Source organism: Reyranella sp., from assembly GCF_965227665.1.
Classification (GTDB): Bacteria; Pseudomonadota; Alphaproteobacteria; order Reyranellales; family Reyranellaceae; genus Reyranella.
This window is the reverse complement of record NZ_OZ245767.1, coordinates 196,278-215,544: the sequence shown is the minus strand read 5'-3', so window position 1 is coordinate 215,544 and position 19,267 is coordinate 196,278. Positions and strand designations below refer to the sequence as shown.

The window sequence follows — 19,267 nt, the reverse complement described above, 5'->3', positions numbered from 1 at the left end:
ATCGCTGCGTGCGCATGACGAAATTCGGCACTCTGGCCAACCGTTACTGGCCGACCCTCGTGCTCTTCGCCTTCCTGCTGGCAAGCTGGCAGGCTGCTGTCACCTTCGGCAACATCCGCGAATATCTCCTTCCCGCCCCGCTGTCGGTCTGGAACGCGCTCTGGCACGGCGACACGGCCTGGTGGCCTCATCTATGGACCACGACCTTCGAGATCATCGGCGCCTTCCTGATGGCCGCGGTGGTCGGCGTGGCGTTGGGCGTCGCGATCGCCTGGTCGCCCGTTCTCGCCAACGCGCTCGTTCCGTTCCTGGTGTTCGTGAACACGCTGCCCAAGGTGGCGATCGCGCCGCTGTTCCTGATCTGGATGGGCTACGGCATCTTCCCCAACATGCTTATGGGAGCGCTCATCGGCTTCTTCCCGGTGGTCATCAATACCGCCGTCGGCCTGTCCCAGGTCGAACCGGACATGCTCGACCTCGGCCGCGTCTTCAACGCGCCGAAATGGAAGATCTTCGTCAAGATCCGCATTCCGAACGCCCTGCCCTACATTTTGAGCGCGCTGAAGATCACCGCCACCGCCGCGGTGGTGGGCGCAATCGTCGGCGAGTTCGTCGCCTCGCAGCGCGGCCTGGGCTACGTCATCGTCACCACGCAGAGCAGCATGAACACCTCCGTGGCGTTCGCGGCCCTGGTCTGGATTTCCGTCGTGGGCCTCCTGCTCTACGGCGCCGTCGTCTTGCTGGCGCATCTCTGGGCCCCCTGGGCCGAGGGCGTCGACTGAGTTCGGGGATGGGAAAAGGGAGACCGCTATGACTCGCACACTATCGCTGGCGCTGGCCGCGTTGCTGGCCACGTCCGGCGCCGCCTCGGCGCAGGAGAAGTTCACCTTCGCGCTCAACTGGTTCGCGGTCGGCGACCACGCCGCCTACTGGGTTGCCCTCGACAAGGGCTATTACAAGGCCAAGGGCCTCGACGTGACGCTGGAAAACTCGAAGGGCTCCGGCGATTCGATCGCCAAGGTCGACACCGGCCGCGCCGACGCCGGCCTCGCCGACGCCGCCGTCGTCATCGCCTCTGTGGGCCGCGGCACGACGGTGAAGACGGTCGGCATGGTGTTCGACAAGACGCCGCTCAACATCTTCAGCCTGAAAGAGAAGCCCCTCGCCAAGCCCAAGGACCTCGAAGGCAAGACCCTCGCCGCCCCTCCGGGCGATTCGCAGCGCCAGATGTTCCCGGCTTTCGCCAAGGCCAACGGCATCGATCCGGCGAAGGTGTCCTGGGTCAACATCGAGCCATCCGCCAAGATCGCGGCCCTGGCCGAGAAGCGCGTCGACGGCGTCGGCGACTACAGCACCGGCCTGCCGCTCTACGAGAAGGCCGCCGGGAAAGGCAGCGTCGTGATGATGCCGTGGGCCGATTTCGGCTTCGACATGTATTCGATGTCGATCATCGCCAGCGCCAAGACGATGAAGGACAAGCCGAAGGCCCTGAGGGACTTCCTGGAAGCCTCCTACATGGGCTGGCGCGACGTCATGGCCGACCCGAAGGCCGCCATGGAGATCCTGAAGAAGCGCGTGCCCGAGGTCGATGTCGAGGTGATGACCCCCAACATGATGATCGGCCTCGGCCTGATGAAGACCGACCGTTACGCCAAGAACGGCATCGGCTGGATCGACGAGAAGAAGATGTGTGAATCGGTCGATCTGGTGAACACCTACATGGGCCTGCCGAAGAAGGTCGAGTGCAAGGACGTCTACTCGACCGAGTTCTTCACCAAGGTCGCGATGCCGAACTGATCCAGGCAGTCGCGTCGCGTGACAAAGGGACTGATCGACCTCGACCGGGTCGGCATGACGTATCAGGCGGCGAGCGGCCCGGTTGAGGCCCTCGCCGGCATTTCCGCGTCGATCGGGGCCGGCGAGTTCGTCTCTCTGGTCGGCCCGAGCGGCTGCGGGAAGTCGACCCTGCTGCGCATCGTGGCGGGGCTGCGTCCGGCCACGACCGGCACCATCACGGTGGCGGGGCGCACTGTGACCCAGCCGATTCCCGATATCGGCATGGTGTTCCAGGCGCCGATCCTGCTGAAATGGCGGTCCATCCTGGAGAACGTGCTTCTGCCGGCCGAGCTTGCCGGCAAGGATCCCCGCGCGCTGCGGGCGCGGGCGGAGCAACTTCTCGAAATGGCCGGCCTCGGCGGCTTCGGCGCCAAGCTGCCGCGTGAGCTTTCCGGGGGGATGCAGCAGCGTGCCGCGCTCTGCCGGGCCCTGCTCCTCGACCCGCCGCTCCTGCTGATGGACGAGCCGTTTGGCGCCCTCGACGCCATGACCCGGGACGACATGGCGCTCGAACTGCTGCGGATCTGGGGAGAAAGCGACGTGGCGCGCGAGGCCCGAAAGACCGTCCTGTTCGTGACCCATTCGATCCCGGAGGCGGTGTTCCTGTCAGACCGCGTGATCGTGATGTCGGCCCGCCCCGGCCGTATCGCCGCGGACCTCCGGATCGACCTGCCGCGCCCCCGCACCGTGGAACTGCGGGCGTCCGAGGCCTTCGGCAAGCTCAACCTCGAGATTTTCCGCGCCCTGACCGGCAAGACCCTCGTGGGCGCGGCCCTTTAGGGCGTTGGCGCGGCCTGCCCTGCCTGATAAGACGCGGGCGAAATAGCAGGAGCAGACATGGCCAACGCCGCCACCCCCCTCAAGAGCGCCGCCAAGGGCATCAGCGCCGATGCCAGGCCTTTCGACTGGGAAGACCCGTTCTTCCTCGACGACCAGCTGACCGAGGACGAGATCGCCATCCGCGACGTCGCGCGCGATTACTGCCAGGACAAGCTGATGTCGCGGGTGCTCGAGGCCAATCGCCACGAGAAGTTCCATCGCGAGATCATGAACGAGTTCGGCGCACTCGGCCTGCTCGGTTCCACCCTGCCCGAGAAGTATGGCTGCGCCGGCGCCAACTACACGAGCTACGGCCTGGTCGCCCGTGAAGTCGAGCGCGTCGATTCTGGCTACCGCTCGGCGATGAGCGTCCAGTCCTCGCTGGTGATGCACCCGATCTACGCCTACGGCAGCGAAGAGCAGCGCATGAAGTACCTGCCCAAGCTCGCCACCGGCGAGTGGGTCGGCTGCTTCGGCCTCACCGAGCCCGACCACGGCTCCGATCCCGGCGGCATGAAGACCCGCGCCACGACCGTTCCCGGCGGCTACAGCCTTTCGGGTTCCAAGATGTGGATCACCAATTCGCCGATCGCCGACGTTCTGGTCATCTGGGCCAAGCTCGACGGCGGCGCGATCCGCGGCTTCATCCTGGAGCGCGGCTGGAAGGGCATCGAGACGCCGAAGATCGAGGGCAAGTTCAGCCTGCGCGCCTCGGCGACGGGTGCCATCATGCTCGACGAGGTCTTCGTGCCGGTCGAGAACATGCTGCCGAACGTCGCCGGCCTCGGTGGTCCGTTCGGCTGCCTGAACAACGCCCGCTATGGCATCGCCTGGGGCGCCATGGGCGCCGCCGAGTTCTGCTGGAAGCAGGCGCGCAACTACACGCTGGACCGCAAGCAGTTCGGCCGGCCGCTGGCCGCCACCCAGCTCATCCAGAAGAAGCTGGCCGACATGCAGACCGAGATCGCGCTGGGCCTCCAGGCCTGCCTGCGGGTCGGCCGCCTCAAGGACAAGGGCCATGCCCAGCCCGAGATGATCTCGCTGATCAAGCGGAACAACTGCGGCAAGGCGCTCGACATCGCCCGCGTCGCCCGTGACATGCATGGCGGCAACGGCGTCTCTGACGAATATCACGTGATCCGCCACGTCATGAACCTCGAGGCGGTGAACACCTACGAAGGCACCCACGACGTGCACGCGCTGATCCTCGGCCGCGCGATGACCGGCATCCAGGCGTTCAGCTCGGGAGCCTAGCCGGCCGTGCCCCTGCCACCCCCCGGCGACATCGCGATCGTCGTCGCCGGGGCGCTGGCCGCGGGCTTCGTCAACGGATTGAGCGGCACCGGCTACGCGCTGGTGGCGCTGGGCTTCTGGCTGCAGGCCATGTCGCCCCTCACGGCCGCCCCTCTCACCGCCTTGTGCGGCGTCGCCGGCCACATTCAGTCCCTGCCCCGTATCTGGAGCGGCGTGCGCTGGCAGCGACTGTGGCCGATGCTGGCCGCGGGGATCGTCGGGGTGCCGCTGGGCACCTTGCTGCTCGACCATGTGAAGCCCAGCCCCCTCAAGTTGGGCGTTGGCATCCTGCTGATCGTCTACAGCGCGTGGATGGCCTTCGTGCGCCGTCCCCCGATCATTACAGGCGGTGGTCGCCCCGCCGACGCCGCGGTGGGCCTGATCGGCGGCGTCATGGGCGGGATGGCCAGTCTCAGCGGCCCGGCACCGGCGATCTGGGCGCAGTTGCGCGGCTTCGGCAAGGACGAGCAGCGCGGCGTCAACCAGCCGTTCAACATGAGCGTTCTGTTCCTCGCTCTCGTCTCGGCCGGCATTGCGGGCTTTCTCGACCGGACGTTCCTCGTCTGGGCTGCAATCACCCTGCCGACGACACTGATCGGCGCGAAGATCGGTCTGGCCCTCTACGGCCGCATCAACGATGCCCAGTTCCGCCGCGTGCTGCTGGCGCTGCTGATGCTCTCCGGCCTGACGCTCGTGGCGACAAGCCTGCTCTAGGAATCTGTCAGAAGAGATCCTTAAGGCATGCAACGAGCAAAAATATTACACCAATAGTCACCCTGGCACAGAATCCAGGGATGCGACATTCGCTTCGTTTGTTTCGTTTATTGCGTTTATTTCGTTTATCCGCCGTAAGTCCGACTTCTTCGGCGGCCTGCCAACCTCCCCTCCGCGTGCGTGCGTCCGCCCGGCTCCGCCCAAGGTCACAGCGGTGTCGGGTCGAGGAAGCGCTTCAGGACGTTTCCGGTGAGCTGGCTCACGTTGTTCCTGTAGCCCGCGTGCGACAGGGCACAGACCCAGGCGATCGATCCGGTCGAGAAGACCGCACCGCCGTTGGCCGTCGGGAAATAGACCAGATCGGCCCTCACCTGCGCGTTCTGGTCCCCCATCACGCCACGATGCAGGGTGAGGATCTCCTCCGGCGCGGGCGTCCCGCCGTAGCCGAGCCGGTCCGCCGTCGCCAGCCATACCGTGCCGGGAGGCGAGCCCAGCGACCAGTCCACGCGATCGATCTCGACCCCGGCGGCACCGTTGCCGCGCAGGCCGAAATCGCCCAGCGGCGCGGCAAGATCGATCCCGTCGGTCAGCCATGACAGCGCCGGATCCTTCGCGCCATCGAGCCAGCGGTAGGGCGAGGAATGGGTGAAGACCTGGCCGTCGAAGCCGACACCGACCAGTCGCTGGGGCGGACGCCCATTGCTGCGCCAGGTCGAGGACGGCTCGCCGGTAAAGGCCAGCGCGGTCTCGCCCGCCTCTCCTTCCCAGGTGCGCAGGCCGGTCATGCCGCGGCGCATCTCGATCGTGTGCGGCACGGTGGGATGATAGGCGATGCGCCAGTAGAAGCCGTTGCCGCCGAGATACATGTGACGCCCGCCGCTACGCTGATAGGCGTCGAACGCCTCCCAGACCTCGCGGCTGATGTATTCGGGATGCGACCCCGTGACGACGCAGGTGTACGGCGCCAGCACCTGGACGCCGCGGCGGTGGATGTCGTCATCCGTGATGACGTCGTAATCCTGCCCCGTCTCCTCGAGCCAGTCGATGAAGTGGGTATCGTTGCCGTAATTGAACACGTTGCCGCGCGGCCGCATGTTGAGAATGGGCCGTCGCGCGCTGCTGATGCTCCAGCCGCTGCCGTCGGCATGCGTATCGTAGGTCGAGAGGCCGACCTCGCGGTGCTCCTGGATGTAGACATCGTCCCGCGACAGCGTCAGCACACCCTCGAGCATCGCCTCGGCGTGGACCTGGTCCAACCGTAGCGCGCTGTTGGCATAGGCGAGAAAGGTGCCGGTGCTGGCCACGAAGGCGAGCTTCGAACGGGGCTTGCCCAGTTCGGCGCGCACGAAGAACCCGACGAAACTCTCGACGGGCTCGTCCCCCGCCTCTGCACGCAACCGCAGCGCATAGAATCCGCTGCGCCACTCCGCCGGGACGGTGAAGCGCACGGTGGGCTCCCACTCCGCGTCGGCCATGTCGTCGCTGTGGAAGTGGATGGCGCCATACTGCTCCGGGCAGTCGGTCCAGCGGTCCGTGCTGCCGTCCCAGTTGGCGCCGGTCATGCCGCGCGTCGGCATCTGACGCAGCTTGCCATGAAGGTGGTGGGCTGAAAGGTCCGTGACGCTTTCGCTCGCCATTTCCCGCGAGAAATCCCACGCAGCGATCAGTCGCGCGTCGGCCATCGGGAAGTTCACGCCTTCGCAAAGCCGGTGCAGCCCGTCGATCGGCTGCACGCTGGCATGGAGCCGAGGCCGGTCGATCTTGCCGTCGTAGAAGCCGTCGAACAGCTGGCCGCCGCCGTCGCTGGCGTGGGCCGCGATCACGAGCGGTACCGAGGCCGGCCATTCAAGCTGGGTCGGGCCCGCGGCCTCGACACACTCGGAGCGATCCCGACCGGCCTGCGGGTCGGCGCTGCGGACCATGACCGCGAGGCGGCCGGCTTCGGCGTCCCAGCTTGCCCCCGCCAGCACCCATTCGCGCGACAAGAGAGCCGCGCCGGTCGCAACCCGCCACGTCCGGCCACCAGCCGCCACGACGAACTCCAGATGGCCGTCCGCATCGAGGCCGAGCCGCCAGCCCTCCTGCGCATCCGCCCTCCAGCGCGACAGGATGGTCTGCGCGCGCTCTCCGGGCATCGTCGGCCACAAAAATGCTCCGACGGTGAACGACTGGAACGACGTGAGTGCCGGCGCATCGGCGACGATGGCGCAGGAGCCCGGCCGGATTGTCTGGTGGACGAGTGGCACCGTGCGCTCGAACGGCGCGGCCATTTCGTGCACGCGGATTCCGGGACCCGCTGGATCCGGATCGCCACAGCGCACGCGCACCAGGGCGGCCTCGGCCTTCGCTAGCGAAGGGCTGGAGAGATGGAAGGCCACTTCTTCGCCCGGCGAGACCACCATCGGCCACGCATATCCCAGAACGGAGGTCGTATCGGTCATGCCAGCTTTTCACTCAGATGAGGCGGCAGGGTGCGGCCGGTGACGGCTTCCCAGCGCAGTTTGAAGACCTCCCATTCCGCCTCGGCAATGGAGGTGAAGACGTGATTGCGCATGAGCTCGATCGGCTTGCCGCGCTGGCGCGGCAGGCGGCCCAGCATCCATTCCTTGCCGGGCTGCGTGACGATCAGGACATAGCGGCCGGGCTGGTCGGGATCGCCGGCCCAACGCAGACGATGCAGCAGCTTCTGCAGCTCATCGCCATGCGGTCCGCGCGGTTGCCGCCGGAATTCCTCCACCAGGTCGAGCCGGTCGGGGTCGATCGGCCAGTGTGCGGCCTCTGGATAGGTGACGAGCACGGGCGGCCTACTTGGTGAGCCAGCTGATCCAACGCTCGCGCAGCTTGGCGCGATCGGCGGCGATCCACGCATAGTCGGCGATGATCAGCTTGTCGTAGTTCTCGGGATAGCTCGGCCGGAAGCGCCGCTCCTCGGCTGGCACCTTGCCGGCCGCTTCCTTGTTGTTCGAATCGAAGCTCACCTCGTTGCTGAACGGCAGGTGCTCCGACGGGTCCTGCACGAAGAAATCGAGGAACTTGATGGCGTTCGCGGTATTCGGCCCGCCCTTCAGCACCGCCCAATTGCCGGTATCGCGGATGGCGCCGTTCCAGGTGAAATCGAATTCGCCGCTCTTGGCGAGGGGAACGGCGCGGCTCGAATAGAGCATGCTCATGACAGCGTCGCCGCCGCGCAGGATCTGCATGGAATTGTCGCCGCTCTTCCACCAGGCCGCGACGTGCTTCTTGATCGTGTCGAGCTTGCGGTAGGCGCGGTCCACGTCCATCGGGAACAGCTTGTCGCGCGGCACGCCGTCGGCCATCAGGGCTGCCAGCGGCACCCACCAATCGCGGTCGCCGGTGTCGGGCAGCGAGCGCGGGCCGGGAAACTTGGCCACGTCGAAGAAATCGGCCCAGGATTGCGGCCCGCCCGCCGGGAAGGCTTTCTTGCTCCAGGTCAGCGCCATGCCGCCCACCGTCCGGATGATCCCGGTCGGCATGCAGCTCCCGGGCAGCGCATTGGCGACGATGCCCGGCATGGCGGCGCAATCGAGCGGCTGCAGCAGGCTCGCATGCTGGATCAGGTCGGGCGGCGTGGCGGTCACCACATCGAACGGCACGCTGCCGCTGCGCGCCCCGGCGATCGCCCGCGCCCACTGGTCGGGAAGCTCGATGGCGATGGCGCGAACCTTGATGCCGGTCTGGGCTTCGAAGCGCTTGTAGAAGTGGGCCTGCAGGCTGTTCGTCATCAGCCCACCGGTGGTGGCGATGATCACCTCGCCGCCGGCGGCGCGGGCCGTCGAAATGAAGGGAAAGGTCGCGGTGGCCCCGAGAATCGTGCGGCGTGTCAGTTTCATGCTGCTCTCCTGTTCAATTCCCGGAAGTCGGCCCACGCGCGGCGGGCGAGGCCTGCCGGCTGCGGCCGGCGAAATGACCGACGACCAGAGCCAGTATGGTAAGCCCGGTCAGGACCGTGGCCACGGCGGCCAGGGTCGGCGAAATATTGTAGTCGATATCCTCGAACATCTTGCGCGGCAGCGAGCGATGATCGAGGTCCGAAATGAAGAACGAGATCACCGGCTCGTCGAAAGAAATGATGAAGGCGAACAGCGCCGCCGAGACGATGCCCGGGAATATCTGAGGCAGCGTCACCCAGGTGAAGGCCTGCAGCGGACTGGCGCCGCACGACAGCGCCGCGCGCTCGAGATCGGCATCGAAGCGATGCAGCGAGGCCAGGATCGTGAACACCACGAACGGCATCGCGAGCGCGCTATGGGCGGCGACGAAGCCGAGCGTCGTGCCGGTGAGCTTCAGCCCGTCGAACACCAGGTAGGTGGCAATGGCGATCGCTATGTTGGGCACGATCACCGGCCCCACCACCAGCAGCTCGAATACGGGCTTGCCGGGAAGCCGCCCGCGCACCAGCGCCAGCGAGACGAGCGCGCCGACGACGGTGGCGACGATCGATGTCAGCACCGCGATGCGCAGGCTGAAGAAGGTCGCATCGAGCCAGTCGCGGTCGGAGAAATAGGCCGCGTACCATTCGAGCGTGAAGCCCGACGGTGGGAATTTCAGGTAGCGATCGGGGCCGAACGACATCGGCACGATCAGCGCCGTCGGTACGAGCAGGAAGATGGCGACACCGTAGGCGAGCGCGTTTGCCGCCAGCCGTCCCGCCGTCAGTTCCGACCGCCTCCTCACGCCTGCCCCACGAACCGGTCGAGCCGGATGACCCGATGGAAGACGATCATCAGCCCGAGCACCGCGAGCAACAGAACACCGATGATGGCGCCAGCGAAGGGCCAGTTCAGCAGCTCGGTGACCTGCTGCTGGACCAACGTGGCCAGCATCATCTGCTGCGGGCCACCGATCAGCGCCGGCGTGACGAAAAAGCCCAGCGCCAGCAGGAACACCATCACGCACCCGGACGTGATGCCGGGCATCGACAGCGGCAGGGTGACGTGGCGGAACACGGCGAAGCCGTTGGCGCCCAGCATCCGGGCGGCCCGCGCATAATCGTCGGGTATGGCGCGCAGCGTGGCATAGAGCGGCAGCACCACGAACGGCAGAAGCACATGGCTCATCGCCAGCACGACCGCGCCCTCGGTGCGCAGGAGCTGCATGGGCGCGTCCACCAGGCCGAGACCGGTCAGCAGGTCGTTGACGACGCCGTTGCGCTGCAAAAGCACGAGCCAGGCATAGGTGCGCACCAGCACCGACGTCCACAGCGGCAACAGCACGGCGACCAGCAGCAGGTTGAGCATCAGCCCGCGCGTGCGTGCCATCATGGCCGCCAGCGGATAGCCGAGCAGCAGGCTGATCAGCGTCACCAGCGCCGATATCCTGATCGTGCGGTACATCACCCGGAGATAGACGGGCTCGTCGAACACCCGGCGATAGTGCTCCACCGTGAAGGACGGCACGAAAAGACTCTCGCGCAGGAGCATGCCCAGCGGCAGCAGGAACGCGAGCAGCAGGACCAGCAGGAACGGCGTCGCGAGCAGCAGGCTTGCGGCCGGACTGTAGGTCCGGCCCCCCAGCATGAAGCGCGACGGCCGGGCCGTCATGCGGCGTAGGCGCGGGCGTGGCGCGTCTGCCAGCCCAAGGTGAAGGGAGTGCCCAGAGCCGGCTCGCCGAGCACACCGTCGGGCCCGACCCGCACGCGCAGCGTCGGCCCCTTGCTGCGCAGCAGAAGCGTCGTGACGCTGCCGGCATAGATGGCCTCTTCGACCGTGGCCTGCAGACCGGCACCGCCGCCCGAGAGACGGATATTTTCCGGGCGGATCGCCACCCTGACCTTCTGTCCGCCCCGTATGGCATCCGCCGCCGTGACGCTCGCCCGCTCTCCACCTTCGAGGGTGACGCCGACCTCGCTTCCGGCCGCGGCGTCGCCCGAAGCGACGGCTGGCCAAAAATTGGTCTCCCCGATGAACCCTGCGACGAAGGCGGAGGTGGGCTGTTCGTAGAGCGCCTTGGGCGTGTCGAGCTGCTGCAGCTTGCCGAGATCGAGCACGGCGATGCGATCGGCCATGGTCAGAGCCTCGGTCTGGTCGTGCGTCACGAAGATCACCGTCACACCCAGCTCGCGCTGCAGGTGCTTGATCTCGATCTGCATTTCCTCTCGCAGATTCTTGTCGAGCGCGGAGAGCGGTTCGTCCATCAGCAGGACTTCGGGATTGTAAACGACGGCCCGCGCCATCGCGACGCGCTGCTGCTGGCCGCCCGACAGCTGGGCGGGCTTGCGCTCGCCGTACCCTTCCAGCCGCACCGTCCTGAGTGCTGCGCGCGCCCGTTCCTCGCGCTCGGCCCGGCCGATCTTCCTCATGCGAAGCGGAAAGGCGATGTTCTCCAGCACGGTCATGTGCGGGAACAGGGTGTAGCGCTGGAACACCATGCCGAGATTGCGCTTGTGGGACGGCGTCCAGGTCACGTCCTGCCCACCGATCTCTATGCGCCCGGAGTCGGGAAAGTCGAAGCCCGCGATGTTCATCAGGACCGTCGTCTTGCCCGACCCGGAGGGTCCCAACAGGGCAAGAAATTCTCCGGTACGCACACCGAACGTCACCCCGTCCACGGCGGCGACATCGCCGTAGCGCTTTACCAGCTCGTGAACGCCGACATGCTCGCCATTTCCGGTGCCTGTACGCAACTCTGCCCCGCCTGCTGTCGCACGCATCCTAATGAGCGGCCGGCATCGCGCACAACCTCATATTTGCAGGGCAGAGTAAGCGAGGCTGCTTGAGCGCTTGAGGTCCCCACAGGCCAGCGACCGTGACGCCGAGGGTGTCGCCCGCTAACCCGCCAGAACCTTCAGGCAGCCGCTTTCCCGCAGAATCGTCTCAAGGCCGAGCGCGTCCTTGGTCGCAACGTACTTGCGGCGGATCTCCGCCAGCGAGCGTGCGTGATATTTCTGCGGCTCCTGCGTCCACTCCGCGCCGGCAAGGCTCAGCGTGAAGCTCTTCTCGCCGGCCGCGATCGCGGCCGCATTGGCCGCCGACCAGGGCAGGAACAGCAAACCGACCTCCTCACGCAGAAGCGGCACCAGCGTCGGCGCGAGGGCCGACAGCGACTCGAACTCACCTTCGCCGCGCGGCGACAGCATGCGCTGGACCCAGGCCATCACGTTCGGCGCCGCCTCCCGCATGATTGCGCCCGGCGTCGGGTCGGTCGCGGCCTCATAGAGCTGTGCCCAGAGACCGAAATCGGCCATCGCGGGCCGGCCGCCCAGCAGGTAGGGCCGCGACGCAAGATGCGCCTCGATCAGGGAGAGCGCCCGGGCGAACGAGGCCTCGATCAGCGGCTGGGTCTTCTCGTTGGATCCGACGAAACCCAACCGTCCCATCATGCGCTCGGCCACCGCCGCTCGGGCCTGGGCGACGGCAAGCGTGCCCTGCGCGCCCATCATCTGCTGGGCAATGCGCTCGGCGGTCGACCAGGCGTCCGGCTGGTAGCGCCAGCGATAGTGGAACATCCACTTGTTGCCCCACTCGTCGCCATACTCCTCCAGAAGCGCGGAGACGAAGGCCAGCGCGGGATCCGCGGGCGTCACGGAAGGCTCCGGATGCGAGGCCTCGAAGCGTTCGAGGATCGGCGTCGAATCCTGGATGCCCTCGCCTTCCGGCGTCACCACCAGTGGCACCAGCGGCAGCTTGGCGTATTTCTGGAACTCGGCCTGGACCGCCGGCGACCTCGGGATCCATTCGTGGTCGAGATTCTTGTAGCGGAAGAAGGACCGCACCTTCACCGAATAGGGCGACAGTTCGGAGCCGTAGATCCGGTAGGTCATGGCAGTCTCAAATCCAGCGTTTGCGCTTCAGCCAGAGGAAGATCGACGTGACGATGACGACGACCATGACCCAGAAGAAATCATAGCCGTACTTCCATCCAAGTTCGGGCATGTTGCCGGTGTCACGGTCGAAGTTCATGCCGTAGATGCCGGCCAGGAAGCTGAGCGGCATGAAGAAGACGGTGATGACCGCCATCGTCTTCATGACCTCGGACATCCGGTTGGACGAGTCCATGAGGTAGACTTCCATCAGGCCATTGGCCATTTCGCGGTAGCTCTCGACCAGGTCGAGCACCGCAACGGCATGGTCGAAGCAGTCGCGCAGATAGGTGCGGGTCTCCGGCATGATGAACGGCACGTCCGGCCGCATCACCGCCAGCACCGTCTCGCGCTCGGCCCACTGGATGCGGTGGAAAGCGACGAGCGCCCGCCGCGCCTGATGGATGTGCGCCAGCGTGTCCTTCGTCGGATGGCCGAGCGCCTCCTCTTCCAGCTCCTCGAGATGGGTCGACAGGGCCTCGATCAGCGGAAACTTGCGATCGACCACGAGATCGATCAGCGCATAGACGAGATAGTCGATCCCGAACATCCGCAGCCGCGAGCCCGACGTCTGCAGGCGGTCACGCACCGGCTTGAAGATGTCGGCCTTCAGATCGTGGAAGGAGATCACGTAGTTGTCGCCGAAGAAGATGCTGACCTGCTGACCCTTCAGCACGCAGTCTTCATAGGCCGGGTCGTTCAGGACGATGAAGCCCTGCCCCTCGTAGAGATCGAGCTTGCTGCGCTGGTTGGAGTGGAACACGTCCTCCAGGGCCAGCGGATGCAGGTTGAACGCCATGCCGAGGTTGCGCAGCATCTCCGAGCTGGGCCGCCCGCCGACATCGATCCAGGTGTGCCCGGGCGTGCCGAGATGGAAGCGGCACTGGTCCACTTCCACCTCGTGCAGGACTTCGACTTCGTCCTGTGTGTATTCGACCAGGGTGAAATCGAGCGCTTCGTCGGGAACCGGCGCGCGCCCGGCCAGCGTGCCGGGAGCCGTACCGGGCTTGGTGTGGCGGCGAAAAAGCCCGTCCATGCGCTCACTCGCCCCCTGTAGCGGTTAGACTTCTTCCATCGCCTGGACGTCGGGCCGGCCGGCGAGATAGTCGCCGAGCTTGCGGCCGAGTTCCTTGAAGTGCGGCGCGGCCCGATGGGCCTCCAGCGCCGCCTGATTCTCGTAGCGCTCCAGCATGACATAGACGTTAACGTCGGCCGTCTTGTGCAGCGCATAGAGCTTGTTGCCGGGTTCGTCGGCATGAACCTTGGCCTGCAGCGCCTTCATGGTCGCCTCGAAGTCTGCGTTCGTGCCGGGCTTGATGGTCAGTTTCGCGATGACGCCGATCATATTCTCTCCTCCTGCCGTCTCTATTGCGGCTTCTTCTTCAAAAGATACTTGTGCTCGCCGTCGCACACCAGTTCGCCCTTCTGGTTATGGATGGTCAGCTTCAAGACGGCGACGCCCGTGGTGCGTCCGGGCTTCAGCTCGGTCACCTGAAGCATCGGGTAGAGCGTGTCGCCGACATAGACCGGCTTCAGGAAGCGCGAGGACTGTTCGAGAAACCCGATCAGCGATTCGCCCACGAAATGCGGAAAGATCCCGCCGCCGGCCGCGCCCTGGATCGCGACCTGCAACCCGTGCGCCAGCATCTCCCGGTGCCCCAAGGCCTTGCAGTACTCGCGATCGTAATGAATCGGATGATTGTCGCCACTGGCGAGCTGGAAGGCCGAGAACAGCGCCTCGGTCTGGGTCCGGGAGTTGATGTAGAACTTCTGGCCGACTTCGATATCCTCGAACCAGTGGGCCGGACCGAAACGATGCTCGGCGGGGTCGAATGGCGTGGCCTGGTCCTCCGACACGCCTAGGCGCCCTTCGCCTTGCGAGCCATGCCGTCGAACAGATCGAGCATGCGTTCGCGCCACGAATACACCGGGTCATCCTTCTCCAGCAGTTCGAGCGGGCTCACCGTCCGCGGCCACATGAAGGTACCCGCGAGGATGTAGTCCGGGTACGCGGCCTCGGCACCCGACAGGAACTTCTGTTCGCGCAAGGCGCGGCGTGCCGGCTCGAGCGCCGCACGGAAGGCCGTCAGCCCCTTCTCGCGGGCCTCAGTCTGAAACGACGCGAAGTCCGTCGTGCCGAGCCGCGCACCGCGCGATTGGGCGATGTACTCCTTGTCCTCGGGCCGTACGCGATCATAGAGGTCGCCGATGATCAGCGGGAAGATCCCGGCATTGACCACGGTGTCCGTCCAGCCGTTGATGAAGCGCGCATAGGAACGGCCCATCTCGCTCTTCAGCAGCAGCCTCTCGGGATACATGTCGTCGAGGTAGACCGCGATGGCCCAGCTGTCCTTCACCGGCTTTTCGCCGTCCTTGATCACCGGCACGGTCTTGGAATCGGCGAAGGCGATCTTCTCCTTCTCCGTGAAGCCCATCGGCACGTTCGTATAGTCCAGGCCCTTGTGCGCGAGCGCGAACTTGGCGCGCCAGCAGAACGGGCTGGGACGACGATCGTCCTCGAAGGCCAGGTCGTAGAGCGTGATCATTCCCGCCTCACTTGCCGTCCAGCATCTTGATGATGCCGGAGAAATCCTTGGCGCCGTTGCCCGAGTTCACGAACAGGCTGAAGAGCTGGGCGGCCTCCGCTCCCAGAGGCGTGCTGGCGCCGGCGGCGTTGGCTGCCTGCTGGGCGAGCATCAGGTCCTTCAGCATCATCGCCGCCGTGAAGCCCGCCTGGTAGTCGCGATTGGCGGGTGAAGTCGGCACCGGGCCGGGTACGGGGCAGTAGTTGGTGAGCGACCAGCACTGGCCGGACGCCGTCGACGCCACGTCGAACAGCTTCTGTGCATCAAGGCCGAGCCGCTTGGCCAGCATGAAGGCCTCGCTGACGGCGATCATCGAGATGCCCAGGATCATGTTGTTGCAGATCTTGGCGGCCTGTCCGCCGCCGCTCGCGCCTGCCAGGACGATGTTCTTGCCCATCTTCTCGAGGATGGGCTTCGCCTTGGCGAACGACGATTCGCTGCCGCCCACCATGAAGGTGAGCGTGCCCGCGGTGGCGCCGCCGACGCCGCCCGAAACCGGCGCGTCGACCATGTCGAGACCCGCCTTCTCCGCCAGCGCCGCCACATGGCGCGCGCTCTCGACGTCGATTGTCGAGCAGTCGATCAGCAGCGTGCCCTTGGCGACGTTGGGCAGGACATCCTTCTCATAGACCTCGCGCACATGCTTGCCGGCCGGCAGCATGGTGACGACGATCTCCGCCCCCTTCACCGCCTCGGCGGCAGAGGCGGCCTTGTGAGCCCCCTTCTCGACCGTCGTCGCCACGGCCGCGTCGGACAGGTCGAAGGCCATGACGTGATGCTGGGCCTTTGCCAGGTTAGCGGCCATCGGGCCGCCCATGTTGCCGAGACCGATGAAGGCGATCTTCGCCATGGTTTCCTCCGTTTGCTTGCTGCCGCTCAGTCGAAGAACAGGTCGTTGGACACAGGCTGGAAATGTTCCTCGACCAGGGCGCGGGTGACGCCGTCGATCGTCGGGGGATTCCAGTGCGGCTTCTGGTCCTTGTCGATGAGCAGGGCGCGCACGCCCTCGAAGAAGTCGTGGCCCTTCTGCATGCAGCGCTGCGACATGCGGTACTCGATCGTCATCGTGTCCTCGAACGAGCGGTTGGCGCAGCGCTTGAGCTGCTCCAGCGTGATCGCCATCGACAGCGGCGAGAGCTTCATCAGCGCCGCCAGCTGCTTCTGCGCGAACTCGCTGTTCGACTTCTTCAGGTTGGCGACGATCTCCTGCAGGGTCTCGGCCGAGAAGCAGCGATCGATCTCGGGCATGAGCGCCGGCAGCGTCTGCTCGCCGGCGTCCGCCTGGAAGCGGGCGATGACGGCATCGACCTTCTCGTTGGCGCGCGGGCCGGACAGGTCCGCCGCGCCGAGGGCTGCCTGCAGCTCGTCGATCTTCGCGCTCGGCACGAAGGCGTGTGCGATTCCCGCCCAGACCGCATCCGCCGCCTTCAGCCGGTAGCTGGTGAGCGCGAGGAAGGTGCCCAGCGCACCCGGAAGACGCGTCAGGAAATAGCCACCACCGACGTCGGGGAACAGGCCAATCGTCGTCTCCGGCATGGCAAACAGATATTTCTCGGTCACCACCGAATGCGAGCCGTGGGCCGAGAGGCCGACGCCGCCGCCCATGTTGATGCCGTCGATCAGCGAGATCCACGGCTTGGCGTAGCGATAGATGCGACGGTTGACGATGTACTCGTCGCGGAAGAAGTCGCGTCGCAGCGTGCCCGACGGATTGTCCCGCATTTCGCGATAGAGGCCGGCCACGTCGCCGCCGGCGGAGAAGGCCCGGTCGCCGGCACCGCGCAGAACCACCGCCTTGATGGAAGGATCCTTCTCCCACTCCGGCATCACGCGCTCCATCTCGAGGATGATGCCGTGCGAGAGCGAATTGAGAACCTTCGGGCGGTTCAGCGTCATGACGCCCAGACCGTCCTTCACATCGAACAGAATTTCAGCTTCCGACATTCTTCATCCCATCAACAAACGGCGCGAAATGATCACGCGCATGATCTCGTTGGTGCCTTCGAGAATCTGGTGCACGCGGAGGTCGCGGAGATAGCGCTCCAGCGGGAAATCCTTCAAGTAGCCGTATCCGCCATGCAATTGCAGCGCTTCGTTGACCACCCGAAAGCCCATGTCGGTGGCGAAGCGCTTGCCCATGGCGGCCGCCTGGGTCGCTTCGGGCGACTTCTGGTCGAGCAGCGAGGCCGCCCGCCAGATCAAGAGCCGCGCCGCATCGAGCTCGGTCGCCATGTCCGCGAGCTTGAATTGGGTCGCCTGGAAGTCGGCCAGCGGCTTGCCGAACTGCTTGCGCTCCAGCACGTAGCGCGAGGCGGTCTCGAGGCAGGCGCGCGCGCCGCCCAGCGAGCAGGCGCCGATATTGATGCGCCCGCCGTCGAGCCCCATCATCGCGATCTTGAAGCCATGGCCTTCCGGCCCGAGCCGGTTGGCCACCGGCACCCGGCAGTTCTCGAAGATCACCGACGCCGTCGGCTGGCTGTTCCAGCCGAGCTTGTTCTCCTGCTTGCCGAACGACAGGCCGGGCGTTCCCGCCTCGACCACCAGGGTCGAGACGCCGCTCGCCCCCGGTCCGCCGGTGCGCAGCATCACGACATAGATGTCGCTGCGGCCGCCGCCCGAAATGAAGGCCTTGCTGCCGTTCAGCACGTAGTGATCACCCTGCTGCTCGGCCCGCGTGGCCAGCGCCGCCGCGTCGGAGCCGGCACCGGGCTCGGTGAGGCAGTAGCTGGCGAAATGCTCCATCGAGCAGAGTTTCGGCAGGAAGCGCCGGCGCTGCTCGTCGTCGCCGAAGGCGTCGATCATCCAGGCGGCCATGTTGTGGATGGAGATATAGGCCGCCGTGCTGGGACAGGCCGCCGCCAGTTCCTCCATAATGAGCGCGGCATCGAAGCGGCTGAGGCCGCTGCCGCCGACATCGTCGCGCACGTAGATGCCGCCGAAGCCAAGGGCCGCGGCCTCCCGCAGCACCTCCTCCGGAAAGATCTTCTCGGCGTCCCAGCGTGCGGCCTGCGGCAGCATGCGGTCGGTCGCGAACTGCCGGGCCGTATCGCGGAACGCCTGCTGGTCTTCTGAAAGCGTGAAATCCATCGACGGGACCGTATCAACTCTGGCGCCGGCTTTCTGCAGGAAAAGGAGCCGCATTGCGGCCCCTACCCGTTCGCGCCATAAGGCCTTTCATGTCCGCCCGTTTCACGACCCTCGGCCGCTATCCCACGACCCGCCTGCGCCGCAATCGCGGCGAGGAATGGTCCCGGCGCCTCGTTGCCGAGAACAAGCTCTCGGTCGACGACCTGATCTGGCCGGTCTTCGTCCAGGAAGGCCAGAACGCGCGCACGCCTGTCGCCTCCATGCCGGGCGTCGACCGCCTCTCGATCGACCTCTTCGCAGAAGCGGCAAAGGAGGCCCGCGATCTTGGCATTCCCGCCATCGCGATCTTCCCGGAGACCGACCCCAAGGCCAAGACGCCCGACGCGCGCGAGGCCTATAATCCCGGCAACCTCGTCTGTCGCGCCATCACCGCGGTTAAGAAGGCCGTGCCCGACATCGGCATCGTCTGCGACGTGGCGCTCGACCCGTTCAACAGCGACGGCCATGACGGTATCGTGCAGGACGGTCGGATCCTGAACGACGAGTCGGTCGAGGCTCTCGTCAAGCAGGCGATCGTGCAGACCGAGGCCGGCGCCGACATCCAGGCGCCCTCGGACATGATGGACGGCCGCATCGGCGCTATCCGCGCGGCGCTCGACGCCAAGGGCTACCAGCACGAACAGATCATGTCGTACGCCGCCAAGTACGCGTCGGCCTTCTACAATCCCTTTCGCGACGCCATCGGCAGCTCCGGCGCCCTCAAGGGCGACAAGAAGACCTACCAGATGGATTACGCCAACTCCGACGAGGCCCTGCGCGAAGTGGGCTTCGACATCGAGGAAGGCGCCGACATGGTGATGGTGAAGCCCGGCCTCCCCTATCTCGACATCGTGCGCCGTGTGAAGGACACGTTCGGCGTGCCGACCTACGCCTACCAGGTGAGCGGTGAGTACGCGATGCTGCGGGGCGCGGCCGATCGTGGCTGGCTCGACTGGAACAAGGTGCTGATCGAGACGCTGACCGGATTCAAGCGTGCCGGTTGCGACGGTATCCTGACCTACGGCGCAATCGACGCGGCACGGCTGCTCAAGTCGAAATGATCGCCGGCCGATGA

20 protein-coding genes are annotated in these 19,267 nt (G+C 66.0%); 6 read left to right on the top strand and 14 right to left on the bottom strand.

From position 1 onward, the window contains the following. Positions 1-14 precede the first annotated feature (14 nt). The 5 genes from ACO07I_RS01105 to ACO07I_RS01085 are packed head-to-tail and all read left to right on the top strand — an operon-like array spanning position 15 to position 4,662. Positions 15-782 (top strand): ABC transporter permease, encoded by a 768-nt coding sequence (locus ACO07I_RS01105; protein WP_298312923.1) that lies wholly within the window; start codon positions 15-17, stop codon positions 780-782. 28 nt (positions 783-810) lie between these two features. Beyond that, on the top strand, positions 811-1,797 hold the full coding sequence (locus tag ACO07I_RS01100) for an ABC transporter substrate-binding protein (RefSeq protein ID WP_422013480.1): 987 nt from the start codon (positions 811-813) through the stop codon (positions 1,795-1,797). Between the two features lie 18 nt (positions 1,798-1,815). After that, positions 1,816-2,616: an ABC transporter ATP-binding protein gene (locus ACO07I_RS01095; protein ID WP_422013478.1), complete on the top strand. Its 801-nt coding sequence runs from the start codon at positions 1,816-1,818 to the stop codon at positions 2,614-2,616. 57 nt (positions 2,617-2,673) lie between these two features. Beyond that, positions 2,674-3,909, top strand: coding sequence for an acyl-CoA dehydrogenase (locus ACO07I_RS01090; protein ID WP_422013476.1), 1,236 nt, complete (start codon positions 2,674-2,676; stop codon positions 3,907-3,909). Positions 3,910-3,915: 6 nt separating this feature from the next. Beyond that, on the top strand, positions 3,916-4,662 hold the full coding sequence (locus tag ACO07I_RS01085; protein WP_422013474.1) for a sulfite exporter TauE/SafE family protein: 747 nt from the start codon (positions 3,916-3,918) through the stop codon (positions 4,660-4,662). Positions 4,663-4,868: 206 nt separating this feature from the next. Here the strand turns inward: ACO07I_RS01085 and ACO07I_RS01080 are convergent, their stop codons facing one another. The 14 genes from ACO07I_RS01080 to ACO07I_RS01015 form a co-directional block, all read right to left on the bottom strand. After that, positions 4,869-7,103 carry a N,N-dimethylformamidase beta subunit family domain-containing protein gene (locus tag ACO07I_RS01080; protein ID WP_422013472.1) on the bottom strand — a complete coding sequence of 745 codons (2,235 nt, stop codon included), beginning with the start codon at positions 7,101-7,103 and terminating at the stop codon, positions 4,869-4,871. Next, on the bottom strand, positions 7,100-7,459 hold the full coding sequence (locus ACO07I_RS01075) for a hypothetical protein (RefSeq protein WP_422013470.1): 360 nt from the start codon (positions 7,457-7,459) through the stop codon (positions 7,100-7,102). The genes ACO07I_RS01080 and ACO07I_RS01075 overlap by 4 nt, the downstream gene beginning before the upstream one ends. Positions 7,460-7,466: 7 nt before the next feature. Further along, positions 7,467-8,513: an extracellular solute-binding protein gene (locus tag ACO07I_RS01070; protein WP_422013468.1), complete on the bottom strand. Its 1,047-nt coding sequence runs from the start codon at positions 8,511-8,513 to the stop codon at positions 7,467-7,469. 13 nt (positions 8,514-8,526) lie between these two features. Then, entirely contained in the window at positions 8,527-9,357 is an 831-nt protein-coding gene (locus ACO07I_RS01065; RefSeq protein WP_422013466.1) for an ABC transporter permease, read from the bottom strand. Further along, positions 9,354-10,223, bottom strand: coding sequence for an ABC transporter permease (locus tag ACO07I_RS01060; protein ID WP_422013464.1), 870 nt, complete (start codon positions 10,221-10,223; stop codon positions 9,354-9,356). The genes ACO07I_RS01065 and ACO07I_RS01060 overlap by 4 nt, the downstream gene beginning before the upstream one ends. Further along, positions 10,220-11,305: an ABC transporter ATP-binding protein gene (locus tag ACO07I_RS01055; protein WP_422013462.1), complete on the bottom strand. Its 1,086-nt coding sequence runs from the start codon at positions 11,303-11,305 to the stop codon at positions 10,220-10,222. The genes ACO07I_RS01060 and ACO07I_RS01055 overlap by 4 nt, the downstream gene beginning before the upstream one ends. Positions 11,306-11,449: 144 nt before the next feature. Continuing rightward, positions 11,450-12,442: a glutathione S-transferase family protein gene (locus ACO07I_RS01050; protein WP_422013460.1), complete on the bottom strand. Its 993-nt coding sequence runs from the start codon at positions 12,440-12,442 to the stop codon at positions 11,450-11,452. Positions 12,443-12,449: 7 nt separating this feature from the next. After that, positions 12,450-13,517 carry a magnesium/cobalt transporter CorA gene (corA, locus tag ACO07I_RS01045; RefSeq protein WP_422013458.1) on the bottom strand — a complete coding sequence of 356 codons (1,068 nt, stop codon included), beginning with the start codon at positions 13,515-13,517 and terminating at the stop codon, positions 12,450-12,452. A gap of 24 nt (positions 13,518-13,541) precedes the next feature. Next, on the bottom strand, positions 13,542-13,826 hold the full coding sequence (locus tag ACO07I_RS01040) for a putative quinol monooxygenase (protein WP_422013456.1): 285 nt from the start codon (positions 13,824-13,826) through the stop codon (positions 13,542-13,544). Between the two features lie 20 nt (positions 13,827-13,846). Then, positions 13,847-14,338, bottom strand: coding sequence for a MaoC family dehydratase (locus ACO07I_RS01035; RefSeq protein WP_422013454.1), 492 nt, complete (start codon positions 14,336-14,338; stop codon positions 13,847-13,849). A gap of 2 nt (positions 14,339-14,340) precedes the next feature. Continuing rightward, positions 14,341-15,027 (bottom strand): glutathione S-transferase N-terminal domain-containing protein, encoded by a 687-nt coding sequence (locus ACO07I_RS01030; RefSeq protein WP_422013452.1) that lies wholly within the window; start codon positions 15,025-15,027, stop codon positions 14,341-14,343. 7 nt (positions 15,028-15,034) lie between these two features. Continuing rightward, entirely contained in the window at positions 15,035-15,916 is an 882-nt protein-coding gene (gene mmsB, locus ACO07I_RS01025) for a 3-hydroxyisobutyrate dehydrogenase (protein ID WP_422013450.1), read from the bottom strand. A gap of 26 nt (positions 15,917-15,942) precedes the next feature. Then, a complete protein-coding gene (locus tag ACO07I_RS01020) occupies positions 15,943-17,010 on the bottom strand; it encodes an enoyl-CoA hydratase/isomerase family protein (RefSeq protein WP_422013448.1) in 1,068 nt (355 codons plus the stop codon). A 3-nt stretch (positions 17,011-17,013) separates the two neighbouring features. Beyond that, positions 17,014-18,153, bottom strand: coding sequence for an isobutyryl-CoA dehydrogenase (locus ACO07I_RS01015; RefSeq protein WP_422018392.1), 1,140 nt, complete (start codon positions 18,151-18,153; stop codon positions 17,014-17,016). A gap of 89 nt (positions 18,154-18,242) precedes the next feature. Between ACO07I_RS01015 and hemB the strand changes: the two genes are divergently transcribed. Beyond that, entirely contained in the window at positions 18,243-19,253 is a 1,011-nt protein-coding gene (gene hemB, locus ACO07I_RS01010) for a porphobilinogen synthase (RefSeq protein ID WP_422013446.1), read from the top strand. The last annotated feature ends 14 nt before the right edge of the window (positions 19,254-19,267 follow it).

Coding starts and splice junctions, on each gene's coding strand:
- ACO07I_RS01105 (WP_298312923.1), top strand. CDS start 15: ATGACGAAATTCGGCACTCTGGCCAACCGTTACTGGCCGACCCTCGTG.
- ACO07I_RS01100 (WP_422013480.1), top strand. CDS start 811: ATGACTCGCACACTATCGCTGGCGCTGGCCGCGTTGCTGGCCACGTCC.
- ACO07I_RS01090 (WP_422013476.1), top strand. CDS start 2,674: ATGGCCAACGCCGCCACCCCCCTCAAGAGCGCCGCCAAGGGCATCAGC.
- ACO07I_RS01080 (WP_422013472.1), bottom strand. CDS start 7,103: ATGACCGATACGACCTCCGTTCTGGGATATGCGTGGCCGATGGTGGTC.
- ACO07I_RS01070 (WP_422013468.1), bottom strand. CDS start 8,513: ATGAAACTGACACGCCGCACGATTCTCGGGGCCACCGCGACCTTTCCC.
- ACO07I_RS01060 (WP_422013464.1), bottom strand. CDS start 10,223: ATGACGGCCCGGCCGTCGCGCTTCATGCTGGGGGGCCGGACCTACAGT.
- ACO07I_RS01050 (WP_422013460.1), bottom strand. CDS start 12,442: ATGACCTACCGGATCTACGGCTCCGAACTGTCGCCCTATTCGGTGAAG.
- corA (WP_422013458.1), bottom strand. CDS start 13,517: ATGGACGGGCTTTTTCGCCGCCACACCAAGCCCGGTACGGCTCCCGGC.
- ACO07I_RS01040 (WP_422013456.1), bottom strand. CDS start 13,826: ATGATCGGCGTCATCGCGAAACTGACCATCAAGCCCGGCACGAACGCA.
- ACO07I_RS01030 (WP_422013452.1), bottom strand. CDS start 15,027: ATGATCACGCTCTACGACCTGGCCTTCGAGGACGATCGTCGTCCCAGC.
- mmsB (WP_422013450.1), bottom strand. CDS start 15,916: ATGGCGAAGATCGCCTTCATCGGTCTCGGCAACATGGGCGGCCCGATG.
- ACO07I_RS01020 (WP_422013448.1), bottom strand. CDS start 17,010: ATGTCGGAAGCTGAAATTCTGTTCGATGTGAAGGACGGTCTGGGCGTC.
- ACO07I_RS01015 (WP_422018392.1), bottom strand. CDS start 18,153: ATGGATTTCACGCTTTCAGAAGACCAGCAGGCGTTCCGCGATACGGCC.
- hemB (WP_422013446.1), top strand. CDS start 18,243: ATGTCCGCCCGTTTCACGACCCTCGGCCGCTATCCCACGACCCGCCTG.